This window comes from Niabella yanshanensis (genome assembly GCF_034424215.1).
GTDB lineage: Bacteria > Bacteroidota > Bacteroidia > Chitinophagales > Chitinophagaceae > Niabella > Niabella yanshanensis.
This window is the reverse complement of record NZ_CP139960.1, coordinates 1359504-1377689: the sequence shown is the minus strand read 5'-3', so window position 1 is coordinate 1377689 and position 18186 is coordinate 1359504. Positions and strand designations below refer to the sequence as shown.

Genomic DNA, 18186 nt, shown 5'->3' with positions numbered 1-18186 from the left:
TTGCTGCGCAATATAACGACCTGGTTTCATATGACAAATAAAGCAAAAAGGTTGTTTATGCAACTAAAACAAAGATAAAAGGATATTGGTATAAAAAAAAGATTCGTATAAAAAATTAACATGTCCAGAATTGAACAGATAACCGAATTATTAAAGGAGAATCCATCCGATAGTTTTTTGCAGCATGCCCTGGCTTTGGAGTATGTAAAAAGCGGGAATGACCCTGACGCTAAAAGTGTTTTTGAAAAATTGCTGGCAGATAATCCTTATTATGTGGGCAGCTATTACCACCTGGCCAAATTGTTTGAAAGGCTGGGCCAGGATGATGAAGCGATCAAGGTGTATGAGCGTGGAATGGACATTGCCAAAGAGTTAGGCGAGCAACATGCCTACGGTGAATTGAAAAGTGCTTACGAATACCTTATTTACTGATGCAAGAAAATAAAGCAAGTCGGAACTTAAACGATCGGTTTACAGCGTTTATTAGCCGTCATCACCTGTTTACCCAAAAACACCGGCTATTGGTAGCGGTTAGTGGGGGAGTGGACTCGGTGGTATTGTGTCACTTGTGTAAAGAAGCCGGTTTTGACTTTGGTATTGCTCATTGTAATTTTACGCTGAGAGGGGAAGATAGCAACCGGGATGAGGCATTTGTGCGCGAATGGAGTAAACAATTGAACGTGCCTTTTCACGTAGTAAAATTTGCTACCCAACAGTATTCGGAAGAACAAAAGCTATCTACTCAGGTAGCCGCCCGCAATCTCAGGTATCAATGGTTTGAGCAGGTGTGTGTTGAGCACGAATATGATTTTATTCTGACGGCTCATCATGCCGATGATAACATTGAAACGGTGTTGATGAACTTTTTCCGGGGTACGGGCATCAACGGACTTACCGGCATCCAGCCGGTTCATCAGCAGGTACGCAGACCCTTATTATTTGCTAAAAGACATGAGCTGGAGTCTTATCTGAAATGGCATGGGTTATCATTTGTACAGGATGAGTCTAACTTACACGATGATTATACGCGTAATTATTTCAGAAACACCGTATTGCCCCTGGTTGCCAAAACTTACCCCGAAGTTCAGGACAACCTGTTGGATAATATTGGCCGCTTTAACGACGTAGCTATTCTTTATCGGCAGGAGATAAAGCGACTTTCTAAAAAACTGTTAATAACCAGGGGCGAACAGATACATTTGCCCGTATTGTTGCTGCAAAAAACGCCGGCAATGAAAACGGTATTGCTGGAGCTGATCAAGCCCTATGGTTTTAAGGCAACTCAATTAAACGAAGTGATACAGCTGCTCGGTAGTGAGTCGGGGAGATATACATTGGCTCCATCGCATCGTATTTTAAAAGACCGGAAACACCTGATCATATCTCCATTAGAAAATGTTGCCGATACCGCAGTTGTTATAGAAAAGGGAACGGGTACCTGGGAGTTTGCAAAGGGCGCAATAACGCTGACCAAAACAAGTGTGGCGACACCCGGAAAGGAAGTGCATGTGGCCTTGCTTGACGAAGCGCTGATACAATATCCATTGTTATTGAGACCTTGGAGGGCCGGAGATTATTTTTATCCGTTAGGTATGAAGGGGAAAAAGAAGCTGGCGAAATTTTTTGTTGATCAAAAGCTGTCGCTGGCCGATAAAGAGAAGGTATGGGTGCTTGAGATGAACCGTAAAATTGTATGGGTGGTGGGCTACCGGATCGATGACCGGTTTAAAATGACCGATAAAACGAAATCTGTTCTCAAGATAGAATGGCGAAGCCAATCAAAAAAGCCCATGGATTAAACCATGGGCTTTTTTGATTGATCAGATTTTTAGATGATTCAGTTATTTACTAAACCTGTAAATTGTATAAGTTTTGTAAACGGCTCCGGGTTTTAAAGTGGTGGTTGGGAAAGAAGGAATATTAGGCGAATCAGGATAGTGCTGGGTTTCCAGGCAAAATGCGGTACGGTAATCATCCTTTGTACCATTTTTCATCGGCTTTTCACTCTTCATAAAGTTACCGCCATAAAACTGCAGCCCGGGCTCTTCAGACCATACTTCCATTAAAATACCGCTTTGGTCGCCTTTGATCTCAGCCGCTTTTCTAAAGCCGGTTCCTTTGATCACAAAATTATGATCGTATCCTTTACCGTATTCCAGTTGCGTGTTCTTTTCATCTACCCTCGCGCCAATTGCAGTAGGTGCAGTGAAATCGAAAGGTGTGCCTTTTACCGTTTCATTTTTACCAAACGGTATCAAAGTAGAATCAACAGGCGTATACTCGTCCGCATTTACCTGCAGTACGTGGTTGTTGATAGTTCCGGCGCCGTTCAGGTTAAAATAAGTATGGTTGGTAAGGTTACAAACTGTTGTTTTATCTGTTGTTGCTTCATACTCGATTTTCACTTCTTTATTGGCAGTTAAAGTATATACCACTTTTACATTCAGGTTGCCGGGAAAACCCATTTCTCCATCTTTTGATAAATAGGTTAACTGAAGCGAGCTGTCACTTAATTGTTTTGGATCGAACACTACATTATGAAAGCCATCAGGACCGCCGTGCAATGTGTTGGCTCCATTATTCTGGGGCAATATATATTCTACACCATCCAGTTTAAATTTCCCTTTGCCAATGCGATTTCCATAGCGGCCGATAGTAGCGCCAAAATAATCCTTGGTTTCATACATATCTTTATAGTTACCCGGGCCTATTACCACGTCCACCATATTGTTGTCCTTATCGGGAACAAACAGGTTCACCACCCGTCCGCCATAATTGGTAACCGATGCCTCAATACCGTTGTTTCTCAGGTAAAAGATGCTCACCATTTTGCCGTTCAGGGTGTCATTGAATGCATCATTGTCAGCAAGTTTCACCTTGCTGCTGTCGGCTGTAGCTTCGCTTCCTGCACCGGGCTCATTTTTAGGCTCGCTATTACATGAAAAAACAGCAACTGAGGCAGTAGCTGCGAAAAGAATAAAGTACTTTTTCATTATAAAGTTTTGTTTTTAATAGTCCGGGTACGCATGACCTGCAATCTTTTTTACTTCAAACGGAAGGCCTCGTTTACCCAGTGGTTTTTAATTATACAATCGGGTTTAAATTATTCATTTGAAAACAATCTAATCATTTGTGCTTTTTTTGAAATGGAGTTATTTCAAAAGAAACGCAATATATTCAAATAATCAAAGAAGAGCAAATGATTAGAAAATATGAAATAGTTGAAACAGCAGATGGTAGTCATACCCTGAAGCTGGTTGATACCGATATAACCTTTCATTCGAAAAAAGGGGCTATACAGGAGTCCTTGCATGTTTTTATACAAAGTGGCTTTGATTATTTTGCCCGGGAAAATCCCACGGAAAAAGTGGTGAAAATATTCGAAGTGGGGCTTGGGACGGGACTCAACGCTTTACTGACAGCTAAAGCCGCGCGCAAAAAGAACAAACAGGTGGTGTATAAAGCGGTAGACCTCTATCCTTTGGGCGGCGATATCTTTAACCTGCTTAATTATCCTCAAATACTGGATGAGATTGAACTGTACAGGGCTGTTATGCAAACAGGATGGGAGCAACTAATATACGTCAATCCTTTCTTTAAGCTTCAAAAGATCAGGGTAGGGCTGGAGCAATATACTTTTACAGAACCGCAGCATATTATTTATTTCGATGCTTTTGCCCCCGAGGATCAGGAAGAAATGTGGACTGAACCGATCTGTAAAAAAATGTTTGATGCACTCGAATCCCGCGGTGTGCTGGTTACTTATTGCTCTAAAAGTGTTGTACGCAGGGCTCTGGTGTCAGCAGGATTTATGGTAGAGAAAATACCCGGCCCGCCGGGTAAAAGAGAAATAGTGCGGGCCATAAAATCCTAGTAGTCGGGGTTGTGTTTAAGGGGAGGCTTACGAAACCGGTTAACTATTTTCTTAACGATCCATATAAAAAACAGCAAAAAGAGTACTGCCATTACAATTGGTATGAGAAAGCTCAGCAAGGCTCCACCTAAGGCAGCAGTATTTTCCCCGGTTGCTACAACAGCATTACCTGTGCCCAGGGTGGTTTTACTGCTTAATAATCTCAGCAGGCCGGTACCGGAAGAAACCAGTCCTGCACCACCGCCGCCTGCTACAATGCCAATAATCCATTTCATCCATTCATTATCGACAGGTATCACCGAGGTTGCCAGTAAAGTGCCCGCAATAGCCGCTGCCGGGGCTGCAATAGTATCTAAAAGGTTGTCAATAAACGGAACATAATAAGCTGAAATTTCAAGTACGGTTGCCGCGCCCAGGCAAATCAGCGCGGGAGTGGTCGCAAGCCATTGAAAGCTCTCTGAAAAATGAAACAACTGAAATCTGCTTACTAAGCCGGCTACCAGCATGGGGAGAAAAACCCGGAAGCCACAGCAGGCGGCCAATGCAATTCCCAAAGCAGTGGCAGCAATTGCCTGGATCTCAAAATTCATAGTTTGTTTGTTTAACCGGGATGAAACCCTGGCATAAAGTTAATCAAATGGTGGATAGGATAAGTGGCTGTTCGTGGATACGTGAGGATAGATGCTGGATGGTAGATTATAGATGATAGAGGCTAGATGCTGGATGCTGGATGACAGGTGGTTGATGCCGGATAGGTTGGAGCGGGTTTGGCTTATGTCAGTTAATTTCCGGCGAATGCCGGATGAGGTATGACAAAAGAGTGTTGATATACGAAACGGTAAAGTGAAGATCTAATCTTTCAGAGCTTCTTTGTCTTCACGGGTTTTAGCCAATGCGTAAATACTGGCATTGATTTCAAATCCAATTAAAAGGATCAATGAGTTTAAGAACATCAGGGCCAGTAAAACGATAATCGTTCCTATGGAGCCGTATAATTTATTATAAGTGCCGAATTTGCTTACATACCATGAGAAAGCTAAAGAGCAAACTATCACAAGGCAGGTTGCGATAATAGACCCTGGCGTGAGAATTTTCCATTTCTTATGGACTGACGGCGCGTGTCGGTAGATATATGAAATAATGAAAAACAGCAGGAGGATAATAAGCACCCACCGTACTTTCCCTAAAGCAGCGGCTAACCACTCGTTTTCAATACCCAGCCATTCCAATACAGACTGCTGTGCGATGAGTAGGGCCAGGCATAGGATAAAAAGAAAAACTAACACCAGCGTTATTCGTATAGCCGTTAATCTTTTCCTGATTCCCTTTCGCTTGGTGAAGCCGGTGTAATCCTTATCGAAAGAGCGCATGACGCCCATCATCGCATTGGATGAAAAAAAGATAGAAAGAAAAATACTGAATATCAAAAGCCCGTTTCTCGGTTCATTGATAATACCGTGTACGAAAGCAACAATCGGTTCGTTGTTATTACTTGCGGGAATTACATCCCTGATCAAATCATATAACTGCTCATCGAGGTCGAGCTGTATAACAAACGTAAAACGTGCAATAATTGGTATCAAGGTGCAAAGGAAAAGCAAAAGGGGCGGCAATGCCATTGCCGAGTTAAAAGAAATAGCCGACGCCCTCTCAATCAGGTCATCCCAAACCACATGCTCTTTAAACTTTTTTACGGTATTGAAAAGAGACACGCTTCTGAAGCCCGGCAGGTTTTCAGAGCGGCTTCGCGCCACCATTTGCCGCCAGACTCCCGAGTCTTCCACTTTCTCTTTTATTTTTTTGCCTACGCCCATTATTTTTCAGTAGAGTCCTTAATTTTTCCAAACCTTTGGTTCAATGCCTCCTGGTACTTTTTCGCCAGCTTCATATGGTCCTCGTAATTCGTAGAAAAATCGTGCGTGCCGTCAAAGGCCGGACTGGCTACAAAATAGATGTATTCCGTCTGTGGTGCGTTTAAAACAGCATCCAGCGTGGCTTCCTGCGGGGTACATATCGGCCCGGGAGGAAGTCCTTTATTGCGATACGTATTAAACGGCGACGGCGTAGCCAGGTGCTTAAACAATACTCTTTTAATAGTAAAGTCTTTAAGTGCGAACTTTACCGTTGGATCTGCCTGTAGGGGCATTCCCTTGGCAATACGGTTCATGTATACACTTGCTATAGTACCTTTCTCTTTTGATGCGTTGGTCTCTTCATCCACAATGGAGGCAAGCGTAGTTACCTGGGTTATGGTCAATCCCTTTTGGGCAGCTTTTTGTTTTCTTTCGGCTGTCCAGAAGTTTTTATAAGCGTCGTTGAATTTGCTAAAAACAGCCTCCGGTGTGGTGTTCCATCTATTTTCGTAGGTTAATGGAAGAACAACGCCCATTACTGTATTGGTATCAAGGCCATAGGGTGCCAATGAGTCGTTATTGTTCAGGAAGCGGATGGCGTCTGTAGAATCGAACTCAAATGCTTTCCCCATTTTTCCCGCCAGTTGTTCCCGGGTGCGTAGTTTGGTTACAACAAAGCTTACCGGCGTTTGACTCCCGTTACGCAACATCCGCAGCAGGCTTACTACACTCATACCGCCCTCGATTTTATATTTACCGGGTTTTACCTGGTCGAAGCTTAAAAACTTTTCTGTAATATTAAACCAGGTCAAACCAGGTAGAATTTCATCCTCAACAAGCTGTTGTTTTAGCTGTTCCATCGTAGTACCCGTCTTCACATATAAAAATCCGTCTTCCGGTTGGTGAGCCGCAGGTCCCAACAGTTTAAACGCAACGAAGATGCCGGCCAATAGCAGGATCGCGAGGATTATTTTCAAGAGTTTATTCATTAATATTAGAGCTGTATGAGTTGGATAGCGATTTAACGGGGTGAAAATAACACAAAAAGGGTAGAGGCGAAAATGAAAAAACCTGTAAGGATTCATAATCTTTACAGGTTTTAGAAATTATTTATGTAGAAATTGGCGGTCTGTATTATTTGCCAGAGTCTGCAGCAGGTGCTGTAGTAGCAGGTGCTGTTGTTGCCGGCACTGTATTCAGCGGAGTAACTGGTTTTGTAGCGGGTTGCTGAATGGGGGCATTTCCGATATCCTGTAATCTGCCATCTGTACCGGTATTAGAACCGGAAATAAAGAAAGTAGATAACAGGCTCAATACACCGATCAGAACGGCAAATATCCAGGTGCCTCTTTCCAGAATATCATTGGTTTGTTTTACACCCATAAACTGGCTGCTCACACCTGCAAAATTGCCCGATAACCCACCACCTTTAGGATTCTGTATCAAAACGAAGAATCCCAGGATCACGGCAACAAGTATAATGAGTATTACAAATAAAATGGTCATGTCTATTTTTTTAAATGGTCTATTTTCGCTGCAAAATAAGCGCTTTTAGCGGGAATTTGCAAACTTAATTTCTTATAGATCTCGATGGCTTTTTTTGGATTGCCCTGTTGGGCCCAAACCTGTGCCATTGCTTCAGTATCAGCGTTTTCGCCGCGGAGCGACTGCGCTGCCATTTGCTCAATACTTTTTTCCTCGGTAATGCTGATATTCCCCTTGGCTGTGGCGCCCGGTAAACGTTTCATTTGCTTGAGCCAGGCCGTGAAACTCTTTAATTGAGTGCCAAACCGGTCTGCTGAGTTTTGTTCCTCTCCTAATTTAATACCCTGGGCAGCGAAATAATCAATGGTATGATAGGGCGTGAATGACAATTCTGCTTTAGCCGGATCAATGGGTTCAAACTTAAATTCCGGCAGGGGCGGGAGCGTAGCGTCTTCTTCCAGCTCTATGGGTTCTGCATTTGCTTCTTCCGGCAGGTCCGGCTCATCACCACCTGTAGTCGCCTGTTGTTGTGTCGAAAGGGGCAGGTGCTCTTCTGCTTCCTGTACCGATGCCGTTGTTGCCAATGCTACGGGTTCTTCAGACACCGCCGGTTGCGTTTCGACGGCGGCTTCTGTCTGAATATCCCCGTCGACACTATCCGTTTCTGCCGGAGCAGTATCCTCTCCTGAAACAGTTGCTATATAAACCGGCTGAACCGCAGGTTGCTCCTCCGTTTCTATTAAATATTTAATGAAAAGAGGGTTGTTATAGTATAATAAAGTTTTTTGCAACTGTTTCTGATAATCAGCGTTACCGGTAGCCTGCAGCTTTTGAACATACAGTAATTGAATCGCCGACGAATAGGGATGTGTTTCCGAAAGTCTTTGAAGCTCTGCAAGATCGCAGTACTCCAGTTTTTTGGATAAAACCGTGTCTGATAAAGTGTTAATAAAACTGTTCATACGCGCTGCTTACCAGTTGGAGAAAATTCTATTAAAAAGGGCGTCGGGTATATCCCGCAGCATTTGGTCCAGTAAGCCCTGTTCTGCCTGTTGTAAACTCAGGGTTCCCGCATAATCAAAAGGTGTGCTTACATCATATTTACCAATAACTTTTTGTGTCTTGTTGTCTCTTATTATAATGTTGACACCCACATTTAAACGGTTAGAGTTGACCTGTTGGTTAGAAACACCCGAAGTAGAAAAAGAGTAGCTGGTGATTTTGCTATCAATAACCCACTGAGCGTCATCTCCTCTTGTCAACTGCAATTTGGTTTGACGCATCACTTTTTGTATCAGCCTGTCGGTAAGTTCAGGCGCCAGCCTGGGGTTAACATAGGAAGCGCTGTTTGTCATGGGGTTGATCTTCACGTATTGCAGTGAATCCGGGATGGACTTGGCATCCTGGAACCCGTAACGCACTTTGCAACTGCTTTGTGTGAAGGCCAGGAAGAAAACTGCAATAACGGAAAGGAAAACAAATAGTCCTTTATAACTCTTCAATGTCATATTCTTTTAGTTTTCTGTAAAGTGTACGTTCACTGATGCCCAGGTCCAATGCAGCATCTTTTCTCTTGCTTTTATGTTTCTTTAAGGCTTTAATGATCAGCTCCTTTTCCTTATCCATAATGTTCAGACTTTCCTCTACTTCTTCATGATCATGAATGCCATTATCCATACCAATATGAATGGGCATCGGTTGTTGTGCTGATACGGGAATACTATTGGGTAGCTCAATCTGCAAAGACGTTGGTAATTGCTGGAAATTGTCAGGACCCGTCTTCAGGTCTTTAAGGTCGTTGATAAACGAAGGGTTTTGCTCAGCAATAGAAGGGTTTTGTAATACTTCCAGGAACATCTTCTTTAACTCATTCACGTCCTTCTTCATATCGAAGAAAAGCTTGTAGAGTATCTCCCTCTCGTTTTGAAATTCCTGCTGGTTTTGTCCGCCTACCACAACGGCTGGCAACCTGTTATTTGAGTAAGGCTGCAGGTATCGGCTGAGTTCCCTCGAGCTGATATTTTTTTCAGGCGACAATACGGAGATCTGCTCTGCAATATTCTTTAATTCACGCACATTACCGGGCCAGGGATAAGTAAGCAACAGGTTTTTTGCCTCTTCGTCCAGCTGTACCGATTGTGTTTTGTACTTGTCTGCAAAGTCGGCTGCAAATTTCCTGAACAGCAGCACAATATCTTCTTTACGATGAGTAAGTGAGGGCACCCTGATAGGCACTGTGCTTAAACGGTAGTAAAGGTCTTCCCTGAACTTATTTTGTTGCACCAGCTGCAGGAGGTCTTTATTGGTAGCTGCTATAACCCGCACATCCGTTTTTTGCACTTTGCTTGATCCTACGCGTATATACTCTCCGGCTTCCAGTACCCGTAATAAACGGGCCTGTGTACCTAAAGGCATTTCACCAATTTCATCCAGGAAAATGGTACCGCCGTTTACGGTTTCAAAATAGCCTTTCCGGGCATCCACAGCTCCGGTGAAAGAACCTTTTTCGTGGCCGAATAATTCAGAGTCGATGGTGCCCTCGGGTATAGCGCCGCAGTTAACGGCAATAAACGGGTTGTGTTTACGCGATGATAAGGAGTGTATGATAGAAGAAAACGCTTCTTTACCTACGCCACTGTCTCCTATAATTAAAACAGTAAGGTCGGTATTGGAGACCTGTGCTGCCACCTGCAACGCATAGTTGAGCTCAGGCGAGTTGCCAATAATGCCAAAGCGGTTTTTTATTGATTGTAAATCCATTTATTTTTAAGGTCTTTTAAATATCCAGGCTGATGTTTTTTTCGGGAGGAAATTGTTCTAATATATGTTTAACCTCTTCATGCAGTAATGCCAGGTGGTCTTTTAAAATAATAAACAAACCGGCAGGATTCACACTGTCATAATCATGCACAATAATATGTCGTAATGAGATGATTTTATTTTTGTTGGTTATTGGAATGTCTTTATTGATTTTATTAGCTTTATAGAGAGCTTCTCCTATAACACTTAATCTTCGTTCAATAGCATCCTTTAGCATATCGCTTTTTTGAATCTGCTCTACTTTGTCTATTTGAGATGAGTAGGTAAGCAATCGTTCAATGCTTTCTAAAATGTCATGTAGATATTTTAGTACTTCAAGCTCCATATATAGGTGTTAAATCCTTTTTTACTGATTGAATAAAATATGGATTTGTGATACCATCTATCCAAACCAGATCAACTTTCCTTTTCAGCACGCTTTCCAATTGAAAAAGTAAATTTAGATAGTCTGGTTTTATTTCACTTTTCATATGTTCTGCGTCGCTTTCGAATCGGAAAAGAAAATCGATATCACTCAATTCATTGAAGTCGCTTTCACGTGCAGCACTGCCGAAAAGGTATAACTTACTAACCGATAAGTTCCTGCAGACTTCCCGTAACGCGTTAATATTTTCTTTTACAACTGGTATCATAAATTCAGAATTTTATGAAATAGCTATATAATCTCTCCAAACAGGGTAGCTTGTGTGCAATTGTTCACTTTTACTTCCACATAATCACCTTTTTGCAAGTCCATATTGTTTTTAGGGAAGATCACAACCTTATTTTGCGAGGTACGTCCTACCCAATCATCAGCGCTGCGCTTGCTGTCTCCATCAATCAGCACTTTAAACGTTTTACCAAGGTCCTGCGCAAAATTAATGCGTGATAATTCATTTTGTTTTTCGATGATCTCCTGCAGCCTGCGCTTCTTCACTTCCACCGGAATATCGTCTTTATAACGGCGTTGTGCCAATGTGCCCGGGCGTTCGCTGTAAAAGAACATATAGCTATAGTCGTATCTGGTATAATCCATGATAGAAAGGGTTTCCTGGTGCTCTTCCTCTGTTTCCGTACAGAAGCCTGCAATCATGTCCGAAGTAAGACTGCAGTCAGGCAAAATAGCCCTGATCTCATCCACCTTCATCATATACCATTCACGTGTATAAGTACGGTTCATGAGCTGTAAAACGCGTGTAGAACCACTTTGCACCGGAAGGTGGATACATTTACAGATGTTTTCGTGAGCGGCCATGGTACGCAGCACATCACTGGTAATATCTTTAGGGTGGGAGGTAGAAAAACGAACCCTGAGCAAAGGAGAGATCAGTGCCACTTTTTCCAATAATTGTGCAAAAGTTACGGCATGTTCGGTGCTATTACTTTCTGCATTGTAATAATAGCTATCAACATTTTGTCCCAGCAGGGTTACCTCGCGGTAGCCATTCTCAAACAGGTCCTTACACTCATTAATAATGCTTTCCGCATCGCGACTGCGTTCACGGCCTCTTGTAAAGGGCACAACACAAAAAGAGCACATATTGTTACAACCGCGCATAATGCTCACAAAAGCAGATACCCCATTGGTGTTTAAACGAACAGGTGCAATGTCGGCATAAGTTTCTTCGCGACTGAGCAATACGTCAATGCTTCTGTGCCCGTCTGCCGCTTCATCTACCAGCCTGGGCAGGCTGCGGTAAGCATCAGGGCCTACTACAATATCTACCAGTTTTTCTTCTTCTAAAAACTTGGATTTTAAACGCTCTGCCATGCAACCCAATACGCCCACCAGCGTGCCGGGGTTACGGGCCTTCAGCTTCCTGAATTCTGTCAGGCGCTTGCGAACTGTTTGCTCTGCTTTTTCGCGTATAGAGCAGGTATTAATAAAAATAAGGTTGGCTTCTTCCACATTTCGCGTAGCGCCAAAACCTTCTTTGTTTAAAATAGATGCCACTACTTCACTGTCGGCAAAGTTCATTGCGCAGCCATAGCTTTCGATATAGAATTTCTTTTGATACTCATTAGGGTCCACCGAAAAAGGAGCATAACTTTCTCCCTGCCGTTGTTCATCATGCGTTTTATTCGCTACCAAATCAAGCATTAATTTCTTTTTATTAGTTTCAAGCGTGCAAAGATAGGCGAATTTTAGTAGCTTTATGACAGGATGACAGGGTGAAACGTTAAAAAATGAAATGTATAAAACTGTCTTTTTATACGCGCCTGCAAAAGATTGGAATAGTTAAATTGTTGAGAAGCTGCCGGATGTGAAAGGCATGGCCCGCAGGGCCGGAGCAAAGCGGAGCCTGGAGCAGCCGGAACTGTTGCTCAGAGGGGCACTGAAGCTGACAGCCTAAAATAATATTGAAAAGAAACCTGCTTTTTTACAAAAATCTTCGTACATTTGCACGCTCTAATTTCGAGGTAAGTAGTCTTTATGATGAACAGGAGAGAATACGATATTGCATTTGTGGGGTTAAAGCCTGGTGTTCATGAGTTTAACTACGAAATCTTGGACAAGTTCTTTGAGACATTTCAGCAACAGGATTTTACCAATTGCCACGCACAGGTAAAATTGCTTTTGGACAAAAAAAGCAGTTTTATGCAGTTGAAGTTTGAAATTGGTGGCGATTTAATGGTAACCTGCGACCGTTGTAACAATGATTTAAAACTCGACCTCTGGGACGAATTCAACATCACCGTAAAGATGGTAGAAGAACCGGAGTTGATGAATGATGAAGAGGGGGACCCGGATGTTTTCTACATCGGCCGTGGCGAAAGTCACCTTAATGTAGAAAACTGGATATACGAGTTCATTAACCTGAGCATCCCGATGCATAAAACATGTGGGTATGATAATGCCGATGGACCGCAATGCAACCAGGAAGCGCTGAAAATGTTGGATAAATTAGAGGGAGACAAACCTGCAAAACCGGACGTAAACCCGATCTGGAAAGGATTGGACCAGTTCAAAAACAAAAAAGATTGATTTTTAGATAAACAGAATTTTTAACGCATATAAATAAAGAGTTATGCCAAATCCTAAACGCAGGCACAGCCAGCAAAGAAGCGCAAAACGTAGAACACACTATAAAGCTACTGCACAAACTTTAACTACAGATGCAACTACTGGCGAGATCCATGTACGTCACCGTGCGCACGTGAGCGAAGGAAAGTTGATTTACAAAGGTAAAGTGGTAGCTGAAACAGCACCTTCAAAGGCTTAGTATCTTTAGTTCTATATTATTTTTTTCGGAATTCCATGTACATACCGGCTATTCATTGGCTGATGTATCTGGAATTTTTTTATTTTAGCCGATACGGAGTGTATGCAGTACTTTCGACACAGGATGCTGGTATACTGAGGGTTGAAGTAAAAGGGGATTTCCCCAATTGAAAAGCAAAAAATCTGCGGATGAATATCGGATTAGACATGATGGGAGGTGATTTTGCACCTTTGGAAGCAGTAAAAGGCGTAAAGCAATATTTGCTGGCGCATGATTTTGACGGATTATCATTGGTGCTGTTTGGAGATGAGTTGCAACTGAGCGCCTTGCTGGCTGAACAGGGCGTTCCGCAGGAGAAATACCAGGTAATACCTACCACTGAGATCATTGAGATGAATGAGCATCCCACCAGGGCTTTGAAAGAAAAACAAAATTCATCCATTTCCGTGGGTTTTAAATACCTGGCTACAGGTAAAATTGATGCTTTTATCAGCGCAGGGAATACGGGCGCTATGCTGGTAGGGGCTATGTTCAGTATTAAAACAGTCGAAGGTGTATTAAGACCCACTATTTCTTCTGTTATTCCCAAGCAGGATGGAGGAACCGGTTTGTTGGTGGACGTTGGGTTGAATGCCGACTGCAAACCTGAGCAGCTCAACCAGTTCGCGGTTATGGGGTCCGTTTTCAGCCAATACATATATGGTGTGGAGCAACCCAAAGTGGGGCTGATCAACGTAGGTGAAGAAGAAGGGAAAGGTAATATACTGGCACAGGCAGCTTACCCGCTTTTAAAAGAAAATAAAGCCATACATTTTATTGGTAATGTAGAAGGACGTGATGTGTTTGGAGATAAGGCTGATGTAATGGTTTGTGAAGGATTTACCGGTAACGTTATTTTAAAGCTGGCCGAATCTGTTTACGATATTGCCCAGAATCAACAGATCGACAATCCTTATTTGAACCGCTTCAATTTTGAAATTTATGGCGGAACCCCGGTCCTGGGAGTGGAGAAGCCGGTAATTATCGGTCATGGAATTTCGCACGGCACCGCCTTTGGTAATATGATAGATGTAGCTGTGCGTATGCTGAACACCAATGTACTGGGCAAAGTAAAAGAGGCGATTAGCGGAATATAGTTATTCTTTTATAGCCTGCTGAGGCGGCCATGAATAAGTATCGTGAAATTTAAAATAGATAAATTTGTATTGGCGATAATTGCAGTAGTAATTATCGCTTACTTTTTTCGGGAACCCGGAAGCGGGCAGAGTAAGATACCTCTTGATGCCATCAGCAGTATTGGGGTATCGCTTATCTTTTTCTTCTATGGTTTAAAGCTCAGCCCTGAAAAAATTAAATCGGGTCTTAAGAACTGGAAGCTTCATGTGCTGATACAGGCATCTACCTATCTTTTATTTCCTGCTATTGTTATTATTGCTTACCCGTTTTTCAAGGAAACTCATTTTTCCGTCTGGCTGGCTTTTCTTTTCCTGGCCGCCTTACCGTCCACGGTTTCTTCATCTGTAGTGATGGTTTCCATAGCAAAGGGCAATATACCGGCCGCTATCTTTAATGCCAGTATCTCCGGTTTGATAGGTATTGCTATCACGCCGCTTTGGGTAGGATTATTCTTAGAGCAGACCGCAGCTGATTTTGACCTGGGCCATATTTACCTGAAGCTATTAACCGAAATATTATTGCCGGTAGTACTGGGTTTGGCTCTGCAGAGGTTGGGACATGCTTATACCGTACGATACGGTAAATACCTTACCTTGTTTGATAAAACAATTGTGTTGCTGATCGTTTATAAAAGCTTTGCCGAATCATTCGAGAAAAATATATTCAGTTCGGTTGATGTATTGGACCTGCTGTTGATGGCGCTGGCGGTAGTATTACTTTTTTACGGCATTTACTGGGTCATCGGTTTAATGGCACGCCGGTTGGGATTTAACCGGGAAGATACCATCACCGCACGGTTTTGTGGTACCAAAAAATCGTTGGTGCATGGCACTGTTTTCTCCAAAGTGTTGTTTCCGGCTTCGATGCCTGCAGGGCTGATCCTTTTGCCACTGATGCTTTTTCATGCCATACAGATCTTTATAGTAAGCGTTATCGCATCTAAAATGGCTCAGGAAAAAGAAATTTAGTTTTTAACTTGTTTTTTTGAATTGAATAGCTGTAACTTTGTTTAACAATTTTGTCAAACATTATGTCTAAGAAAGATAGCGCCACCGAAGATCTGATTAAGGAAACTGCAAAAAAGATATTTTTTACAGAAGGAAGGTTTAATGCTACTACCCAGGAGATCGCAGATGCTGCAGGGGTGAACCGGACTTTGGTGCATTATTATTTTCGCTCAAAAGATCAGCTTTTTAAGAAGGTGATGGAAGATGGCAGGAACGAGTTCCATAAAAAAATGGAGGAAATGGATCACCCCGAGCTTTCTTTTAAACAGAAAATGAAGCACCTTATCAATATCTGGATGGAACAGGGGCTGAAGTATCCTTTTTTAGACAGCTATTTGTTATCCCAGATCATCGATCCCAAGGAACTGGATTCATTAATAGAAGGCAAGAACCCCGAGTATGAAAAGATCGAAGGCTTTTTAAAGGAGATAAAAAAAGAAATGAAAGCAGGCAATATTGTAACCATGAATCCTGTACATTTTTTATTGAATATGGCTTCACTTATTTCGTACCCTATTATTATGCGTCCGCTTCTGGAGCGTACTTTACCCGTTACCAAAAAGGAATTTGATGCAATCATGGCTGACCGGGAAGCTGCAATTTTAAAAACGCTTTTCCTGAAGTAATTTTTTTTGACCCGTTATTAACAATATTGTCAAACATTTATGTTAGTATTTGGATCGTTCTTCAGCCCTAATCATTTTTTTATGTTTAGTAATTGACAAAAAAGTCAAACAAATATGTCAGCAAGCAGAAATAAAATATTAAAAAAGGCTTTGTTTCTTTTTTCGGAGTATGGGCCCAGAACCACTACGATGGATGATGTGGCTGCTTCTTCCGGTGTTTCTAAAAAAACATTGTATAAATATTTTGAAAACAAAGCGGATCTGATCGAGACTTTATACCACCGCTTAATCAATCATGTAGAGGTAAAGATCCGGCAGGTATTAGACCAGGCAAATGATGCGGTAGCAGAATTTTTGAACGTGTCGAAGTTGATATTAAAGTTTTCTGCATTCTTCCCGCCGGCCGTAATACGTCAACTCAAACAGGACAATGTAGAAGTCTACAGCGAGCTACGCCTTTTCAGAACCCAGTTTCTGCCGGTGATCCTTTCCTACAATATCGAAAGAGGAAAAGGCTGTGGTTTGTATAAAGAAGATGTAAACAGTAATATCATCGCACACCTGTCTTTAAACCAGTTAATGGCTTATAATAAAGATATTACGCTGCTGGGGCATCAGCATTCCGGTAAAGATGTGCAGCAACAACTGGTGGCCTGCCTGCTGTATGGGATAACCACGCACCAGGGAGAAGACCTGGCCACCCAACATTTAAATCAATATTCAACAACCGTACAAGTTTAATCATCAAATATGTTCAAGAAAAATCTAAAACCGTTATGGCTTTCACTGGTTATGAGCATTGTTACAGGCAGCGTCATGGCTCAGACCGGAGAGGCATTAACTCTTAAAGAGGCTTTAAATTACGCCGTTCAGCATTATACGGATGCGCGCAAAGCTCGGCTCGATCTGGAGAATGCCCAGTACAAAATAGATGAGGTTCGATCAAGGGCGCTGCCCCAGATCAGTGGATCAGGGCAATTGAATTATAACCCGTTACTACAGCAAAGTGTGTTGCCAGGGGCATTGAACCCATCCAACCCGGGACAGGATATGCTGATCGCTTTTGGGCAAAAATGGAACGCCAACGTGGGCGTGAATCTTACCCAAAATCTTTTTGACCAATCGGTATTTACAGGGTTGAAGGCTGCTAAAACTACCAAGGAATTTTACACCTTAAATAACCAGCTCACCGAAGAGCAGGTATTAGAACAGGTGGCTACCAGCTATTACCAGGTATTTGTGCAGCGCCAGCAGATCGCCAATGTCGACAGCAATATCAGCACTACTCAAAAAGCCTATAATATTATAAAAGGTCAGTTTGAGAGCGGACTGGGTAAACAGATAGATGTAGATCGTGTAACCGTTCAGTTATCGAATCTGCAAAGTCAACGGCAACAGTTGCTCAATGCGGTTACTCAATACGAAAACCAGTTGAAGTTTTATATCGGTATGCCGGTTACGCAGCCCGTTGTGATTGAGGATCCTGAACAACTGGATATAGCAGTATTTCAACTGGACCTGCCCGATAGCTTGAATGCTAACAATCGCACAGAGATCAGGGTGTTGAACAAGCAGGAAGAGCTCCTGGAGTATCAGAAGAAATCTATTGTAGCCGAGTATTATCCTACACTTTCTTTAACCAGTAACTATAGTTATCAGAGCTTATCGAATCGCTTCCCTATAGGCGCGGGTCGCAATGGCAATTCGTTTGATGTGGCGGCCATCGGGTTAAACCTGAAAATACCCATCTTTAACGGGCATGCCACCAAAGCCAGGATCAACCAGGCTAATGTAGAGCTGAAAAGATTAAGGGAGGACAGGACTAAGACAAAAAATAGTATTGACCTGTCTTACGAAAATGCCAAAACGCAGATAAAGAATAATATCATTATACTGAACAACCAAAAAATAAATGTAGAGCTTGCTCAGAAAGTGCTTGATAACACCAGAAGTAATTATCAGTTAGGGCTTGCTCCACTTACCGATTTGCTGGACGCTCAAAATGCTTTGTCTGAAGCCCAGAATAATCATGTAGCGGCTATGTTGAACTACCGCGTAGCTGAGATACAACTGATCAAATCGAAAGGGATGTTAAAGACCCTCATGAATTAACCATCAAACAAAATATAAAATAAACGAACA

21 protein-coding genes are annotated in these 18186 nt (G+C 42.4%); 10 read left to right on the top strand and 11 right to left on the bottom strand.

Going from position 1 to position 18186, the window contains the following annotated elements:
• Positions 1 to 120: 120 nt before the first annotated feature.
• Both U0035_RS05400 and tilS read left to right on the top strand, forming a co-directional pair.
• A complete protein-coding gene (locus tag U0035_RS05400) occupies positions 121 to 432 on the top strand; it encodes a tetratricopeptide repeat protein (protein WP_114789013.1) in 312 nt (103 codons plus the stop codon).
• Positions 432 to 1799 (top strand): tRNA lysidine(34) synthetase TilS, encoded by a 1368-nt coding sequence (gene tilS / locus U0035_RS05395; RefSeq protein WP_114789012.1) that lies wholly within the window; start codon positions 432 to 434, stop codon positions 1797 to 1799. The genes U0035_RS05400 and tilS overlap by 1 nt, the downstream gene beginning before the upstream one ends.
• A 42-nt stretch (positions 1800 to 1841) precedes the next feature.
• Here tilS and U0035_RS05390 read toward each other — a convergent pair whose 3' ends face one another.
• Complete coding sequence (locus tag U0035_RS05390) at positions 1842 to 2993, bottom strand: aldose epimerase family protein (protein WP_114789011.1); 1152 nt, start codon at positions 2991 to 2993, stop codon at positions 1842 to 1844.
• Positions 2994 to 3199: 206 nt separating this feature from the next.
• Between U0035_RS05390 and mnmC2 the strand changes: the two genes are divergently transcribed.
• Complete coding sequence (gene mnmC2, locus U0035_RS05385; RefSeq protein WP_114789010.1) at positions 3200 to 3874, top strand: tRNA (5-methylaminomethyl-2-thiouridine)(34)-methyltransferase MnmC2; 675 nt, start codon at positions 3200 to 3202, stop codon at positions 3872 to 3874.
• Here mnmC2 and U0035_RS05380 read toward each other — a convergent pair.
• The 10 genes from U0035_RS05380 to miaB all read right to left on the bottom strand — a co-directional run bounded on the left by U0035_RS05380 (position 3871) and on the right by miaB (position 12112).
• The gene (locus tag U0035_RS05380; RefSeq protein ID WP_114789009.1) at positions 3871 to 4464 is read right to left on the bottom strand and encodes a DUF4126 domain-containing protein; all 594 of its coding nucleotides are present in this window, start codon (positions 4462 to 4464) and stop codon (positions 3871 to 3873) included. The genes mnmC2 and U0035_RS05380 overlap by 4 nt on opposite strands.
• A 261-nt stretch (positions 4465 to 4725) precedes the next feature.
• The gene (locus U0035_RS05375) at positions 4726 to 5688 is read right to left on the bottom strand and encodes a YihY/virulence factor BrkB family protein (protein ID WP_114789008.1); all 963 of its coding nucleotides are present in this window, start codon (positions 5686 to 5688) and stop codon (positions 4726 to 4728) included.
• The gene (gene mltG, locus U0035_RS05370) at positions 5688 to 6704 is read right to left on the bottom strand and encodes an endolytic transglycosylase MltG (protein WP_245957554.1); all 1017 of its coding nucleotides are present in this window, start codon (positions 6702 to 6704) and stop codon (positions 5688 to 5690) included. Before mltG ends, U0035_RS05375 begins: the two co-directional genes overlap by 1 nt.
• A 157-nt stretch (positions 6705 to 6861) precedes the next feature.
• Complete coding sequence (gene secG, locus U0035_RS05365; RefSeq protein WP_114789006.1) at positions 6862 to 7233, bottom strand: preprotein translocase subunit SecG; 372 nt, start codon at positions 7231 to 7233, stop codon at positions 6862 to 6864.
• Positions 7234 to 7235: 2 nt separating this feature from the next.
• Positions 7236 to 8174: a DUF8458 domain-containing protein gene (locus U0035_RS05360; RefSeq protein WP_114789005.1), complete on the bottom strand. Its 939-nt coding sequence runs from the start codon at positions 8172 to 8174 to the stop codon at positions 7236 to 7238.
• A 9-nt stretch (positions 8175 to 8183) separates the two neighbouring features.
• On the bottom strand, positions 8184 to 8720 hold the full coding sequence (gene lptE, locus U0035_RS05355) for an LPS assembly lipoprotein LptE (protein WP_114789004.1): 537 nt from the start codon (positions 8718 to 8720) through the stop codon (positions 8184 to 8186).
• A complete protein-coding gene (locus U0035_RS05350; RefSeq protein WP_114789003.1) occupies positions 8701 to 9972 on the bottom strand; it encodes a sigma-54 interaction domain-containing protein in 1272 nt (423 codons plus the stop codon). The genes lptE and U0035_RS05350 overlap by 20 nt, the downstream gene beginning before the upstream one ends.
• A 16-nt stretch (positions 9973 to 9988) precedes the next feature.
• Entirely contained in the window at positions 9989 to 10357 is a 369-nt protein-coding gene (locus U0035_RS05345; protein ID WP_114789002.1) for a HepT-like ribonuclease domain-containing protein, read from the bottom strand.
• A complete protein-coding gene (locus U0035_RS05340) occupies positions 10347 to 10664 on the bottom strand; it encodes a nucleotidyltransferase family protein (RefSeq protein WP_114789001.1) in 318 nt (105 codons plus the stop codon). Before U0035_RS05340 ends, U0035_RS05345 begins: the two co-directional genes overlap by 11 nt.
• A 23-nt stretch (positions 10665 to 10687) precedes the next feature.
• Positions 10688 to 12112: a tRNA (N6-isopentenyl adenosine(37)-C2)-methylthiotransferase MiaB gene (miaB, locus tag U0035_RS05335; RefSeq protein WP_114789000.1), complete on the bottom strand. Its 1425-nt coding sequence runs from the start codon at positions 12110 to 12112 to the stop codon at positions 10688 to 10690.
• A 333-nt stretch (positions 12113 to 12445) separates the two neighbouring features.
• On the opposite strand from miaB, the gene U0035_RS05330 reads away from it, so the two are divergent.
• The 7 genes from U0035_RS05330 to U0035_RS05300 all read left to right on the top strand — a co-directional run bounded on the left by U0035_RS05330 (position 12446) and on the right by U0035_RS05300 (position 18156).
• A complete protein-coding gene (locus U0035_RS05330) occupies positions 12446 to 12997 on the top strand; it encodes a YceD family protein (protein ID WP_114788999.1) in 552 nt (183 codons plus the stop codon).
• Between the two features lie 43 nt (positions 12998 to 13040).
• Positions 13041 to 13235 (top strand): 50S ribosomal protein L32, encoded by a 195-nt coding sequence (gene rpmF, locus U0035_RS05325; protein WP_114788998.1) that lies wholly within the window; start codon positions 13041 to 13043, stop codon positions 13233 to 13235.
• Between the two features lie 188 nt (positions 13236 to 13423).
• A complete protein-coding gene (gene plsX / locus U0035_RS05320) occupies positions 13424 to 14371 on the top strand; it encodes a phosphate acyltransferase PlsX (protein ID WP_114788997.1) in 948 nt (315 codons plus the stop codon).
• A gap of 42 nt (positions 14372 to 14413) precedes the next feature.
• Positions 14414 to 15379, top strand: coding sequence for a bile acid:sodium symporter family protein (locus U0035_RS05315; RefSeq protein ID WP_114788996.1), 966 nt, complete (start codon positions 14414 to 14416; stop codon positions 15377 to 15379).
• Positions 15380 to 15441: 62 nt separating this feature from the next.
• Complete coding sequence (locus tag U0035_RS05310) at positions 15442 to 16044, top strand: TetR/AcrR family transcriptional regulator (protein WP_114788995.1); 603 nt, start codon at positions 15442 to 15444, stop codon at positions 16042 to 16044.
• Between the two features lie 114 nt (positions 16045 to 16158).
• Complete coding sequence (locus U0035_RS05305) at positions 16159 to 16785, top strand: TetR/AcrR family transcriptional regulator (protein WP_114788994.1); 627 nt, start codon at positions 16159 to 16161, stop codon at positions 16783 to 16785.
• A gap of 9 nt (positions 16786 to 16794) precedes the next feature.
• Entirely contained in the window at positions 16795 to 18156 is a 1362-nt protein-coding gene (locus tag U0035_RS05300; RefSeq protein ID WP_114788993.1) for a TolC family protein, read from the top strand.
• Positions 18157 to 18186 lie beyond the last annotated feature (30 nt).

What these genes read in the sequence shown, in the direction of transcription:
- tilS (WP_114789012.1), top strand. Translation starts at nt 432, where the DNA reads ATGCAAGAAAATAAAGCAAGTCGGAACTTAAACGATCGGTTTACAGCG.
- U0035_RS05300 (WP_114788993.1), top strand. Translation starts at nt 16,795, where the DNA reads ATGTTCAAGAAAAATCTAAAACCGTTATGGCTTTCACTGGTTATGAGC.
- U0035_RS05340 (WP_114789001.1), bottom strand. Translation starts at nt 10,664, where the DNA reads ATGATACCAGTTGTAAAAGAAAATATTAACGCGTTACGGGAAGTCTGC.
- U0035_RS05390 (WP_114789011.1), bottom strand. Translation starts at nt 2,993, where the DNA reads ATGAAAAAGTACTTTATTCTTTTCGCAGCTACTGCCTCAGTTGCTGTT.
- U0035_RS05400 (WP_114789013.1), top strand. Translation starts at nt 121, where the DNA reads ATGTCCAGAATTGAACAGATAACCGAATTATTAAAGGAGAATCCATCC.
- U0035_RS05360 (WP_114789005.1), bottom strand. Translation starts at nt 8,174, where the DNA reads ATGAACAGTTTTATTAACACTTTATCAGACACGGTTTTATCCAAAAAA.
- U0035_RS05310 (WP_114788995.1), top strand. Translation starts at nt 15,442, where the DNA reads ATGTCTAAGAAAGATAGCGCCACCGAAGATCTGATTAAGGAAACTGCA.
- lptE (WP_114789004.1), bottom strand. Translation starts at nt 8,720, where the DNA reads ATGACATTGAAGAGTTATAAAGGACTATTTGTTTTCCTTTCCGTTATT.
- U0035_RS05330 (WP_114788999.1), top strand. Translation starts at nt 12,446, where the DNA reads ATGATGAACAGGAGAGAATACGATATTGCATTTGTGGGGTTAAAGCCT.
- U0035_RS05305 (WP_114788994.1), top strand. Translation starts at nt 16,159, where the DNA reads ATGTCAGCAAGCAGAAATAAAATATTAAAAAAGGCTTTGTTTCTTTTT.
- plsX (WP_114788997.1), top strand. Translation starts at nt 13,424, where the DNA reads ATGAATATCGGATTAGACATGATGGGAGGTGATTTTGCACCTTTGGAA.
- secG (WP_114789006.1), bottom strand. Translation starts at nt 7,233, where the DNA reads ATGACCATTTTATTTGTAATACTCATTATACTTGTTGCCGTGATCCTG.
- mnmC2 (WP_114789010.1), top strand. Translation starts at nt 3,200, where the DNA reads ATGATTAGAAAATATGAAATAGTTGAAACAGCAGATGGTAGTCATACC.
- U0035_RS05380 (WP_114789009.1), bottom strand. Translation starts at nt 4,464, where the DNA reads ATGAATTTTGAGATCCAGGCAATTGCTGCCACTGCTTTGGGAATTGCA.
- miaB (WP_114789000.1), bottom strand. Translation starts at nt 12,112, where the DNA reads ATGCTTGATTTGGTAGCGAATAAAACGCATGATGAACAACGGCAGGGA.
- U0035_RS05350 (WP_114789003.1), bottom strand. Translation starts at nt 9,972, where the DNA reads ATGGATTTACAATCAATAAAAAACCGCTTTGGCATTATTGGCAACTCG.
- rpmF (WP_114788998.1), top strand. Translation starts at nt 13,041, where the DNA reads ATGCCAAATCCTAAACGCAGGCACAGCCAGCAAAGAAGCGCAAAACGT.
- U0035_RS05345 (WP_114789002.1), bottom strand. Translation starts at nt 10,357, where the DNA reads ATGGAGCTTGAAGTACTAAAATATCTACATGACATTTTAGAAAGCATT.
- U0035_RS05375 (WP_114789008.1), bottom strand. Translation starts at nt 5,688, where the DNA reads ATGGGCGTAGGCAAAAAAATAAAAGAGAAAGTGGAAGACTCGGGAGTC.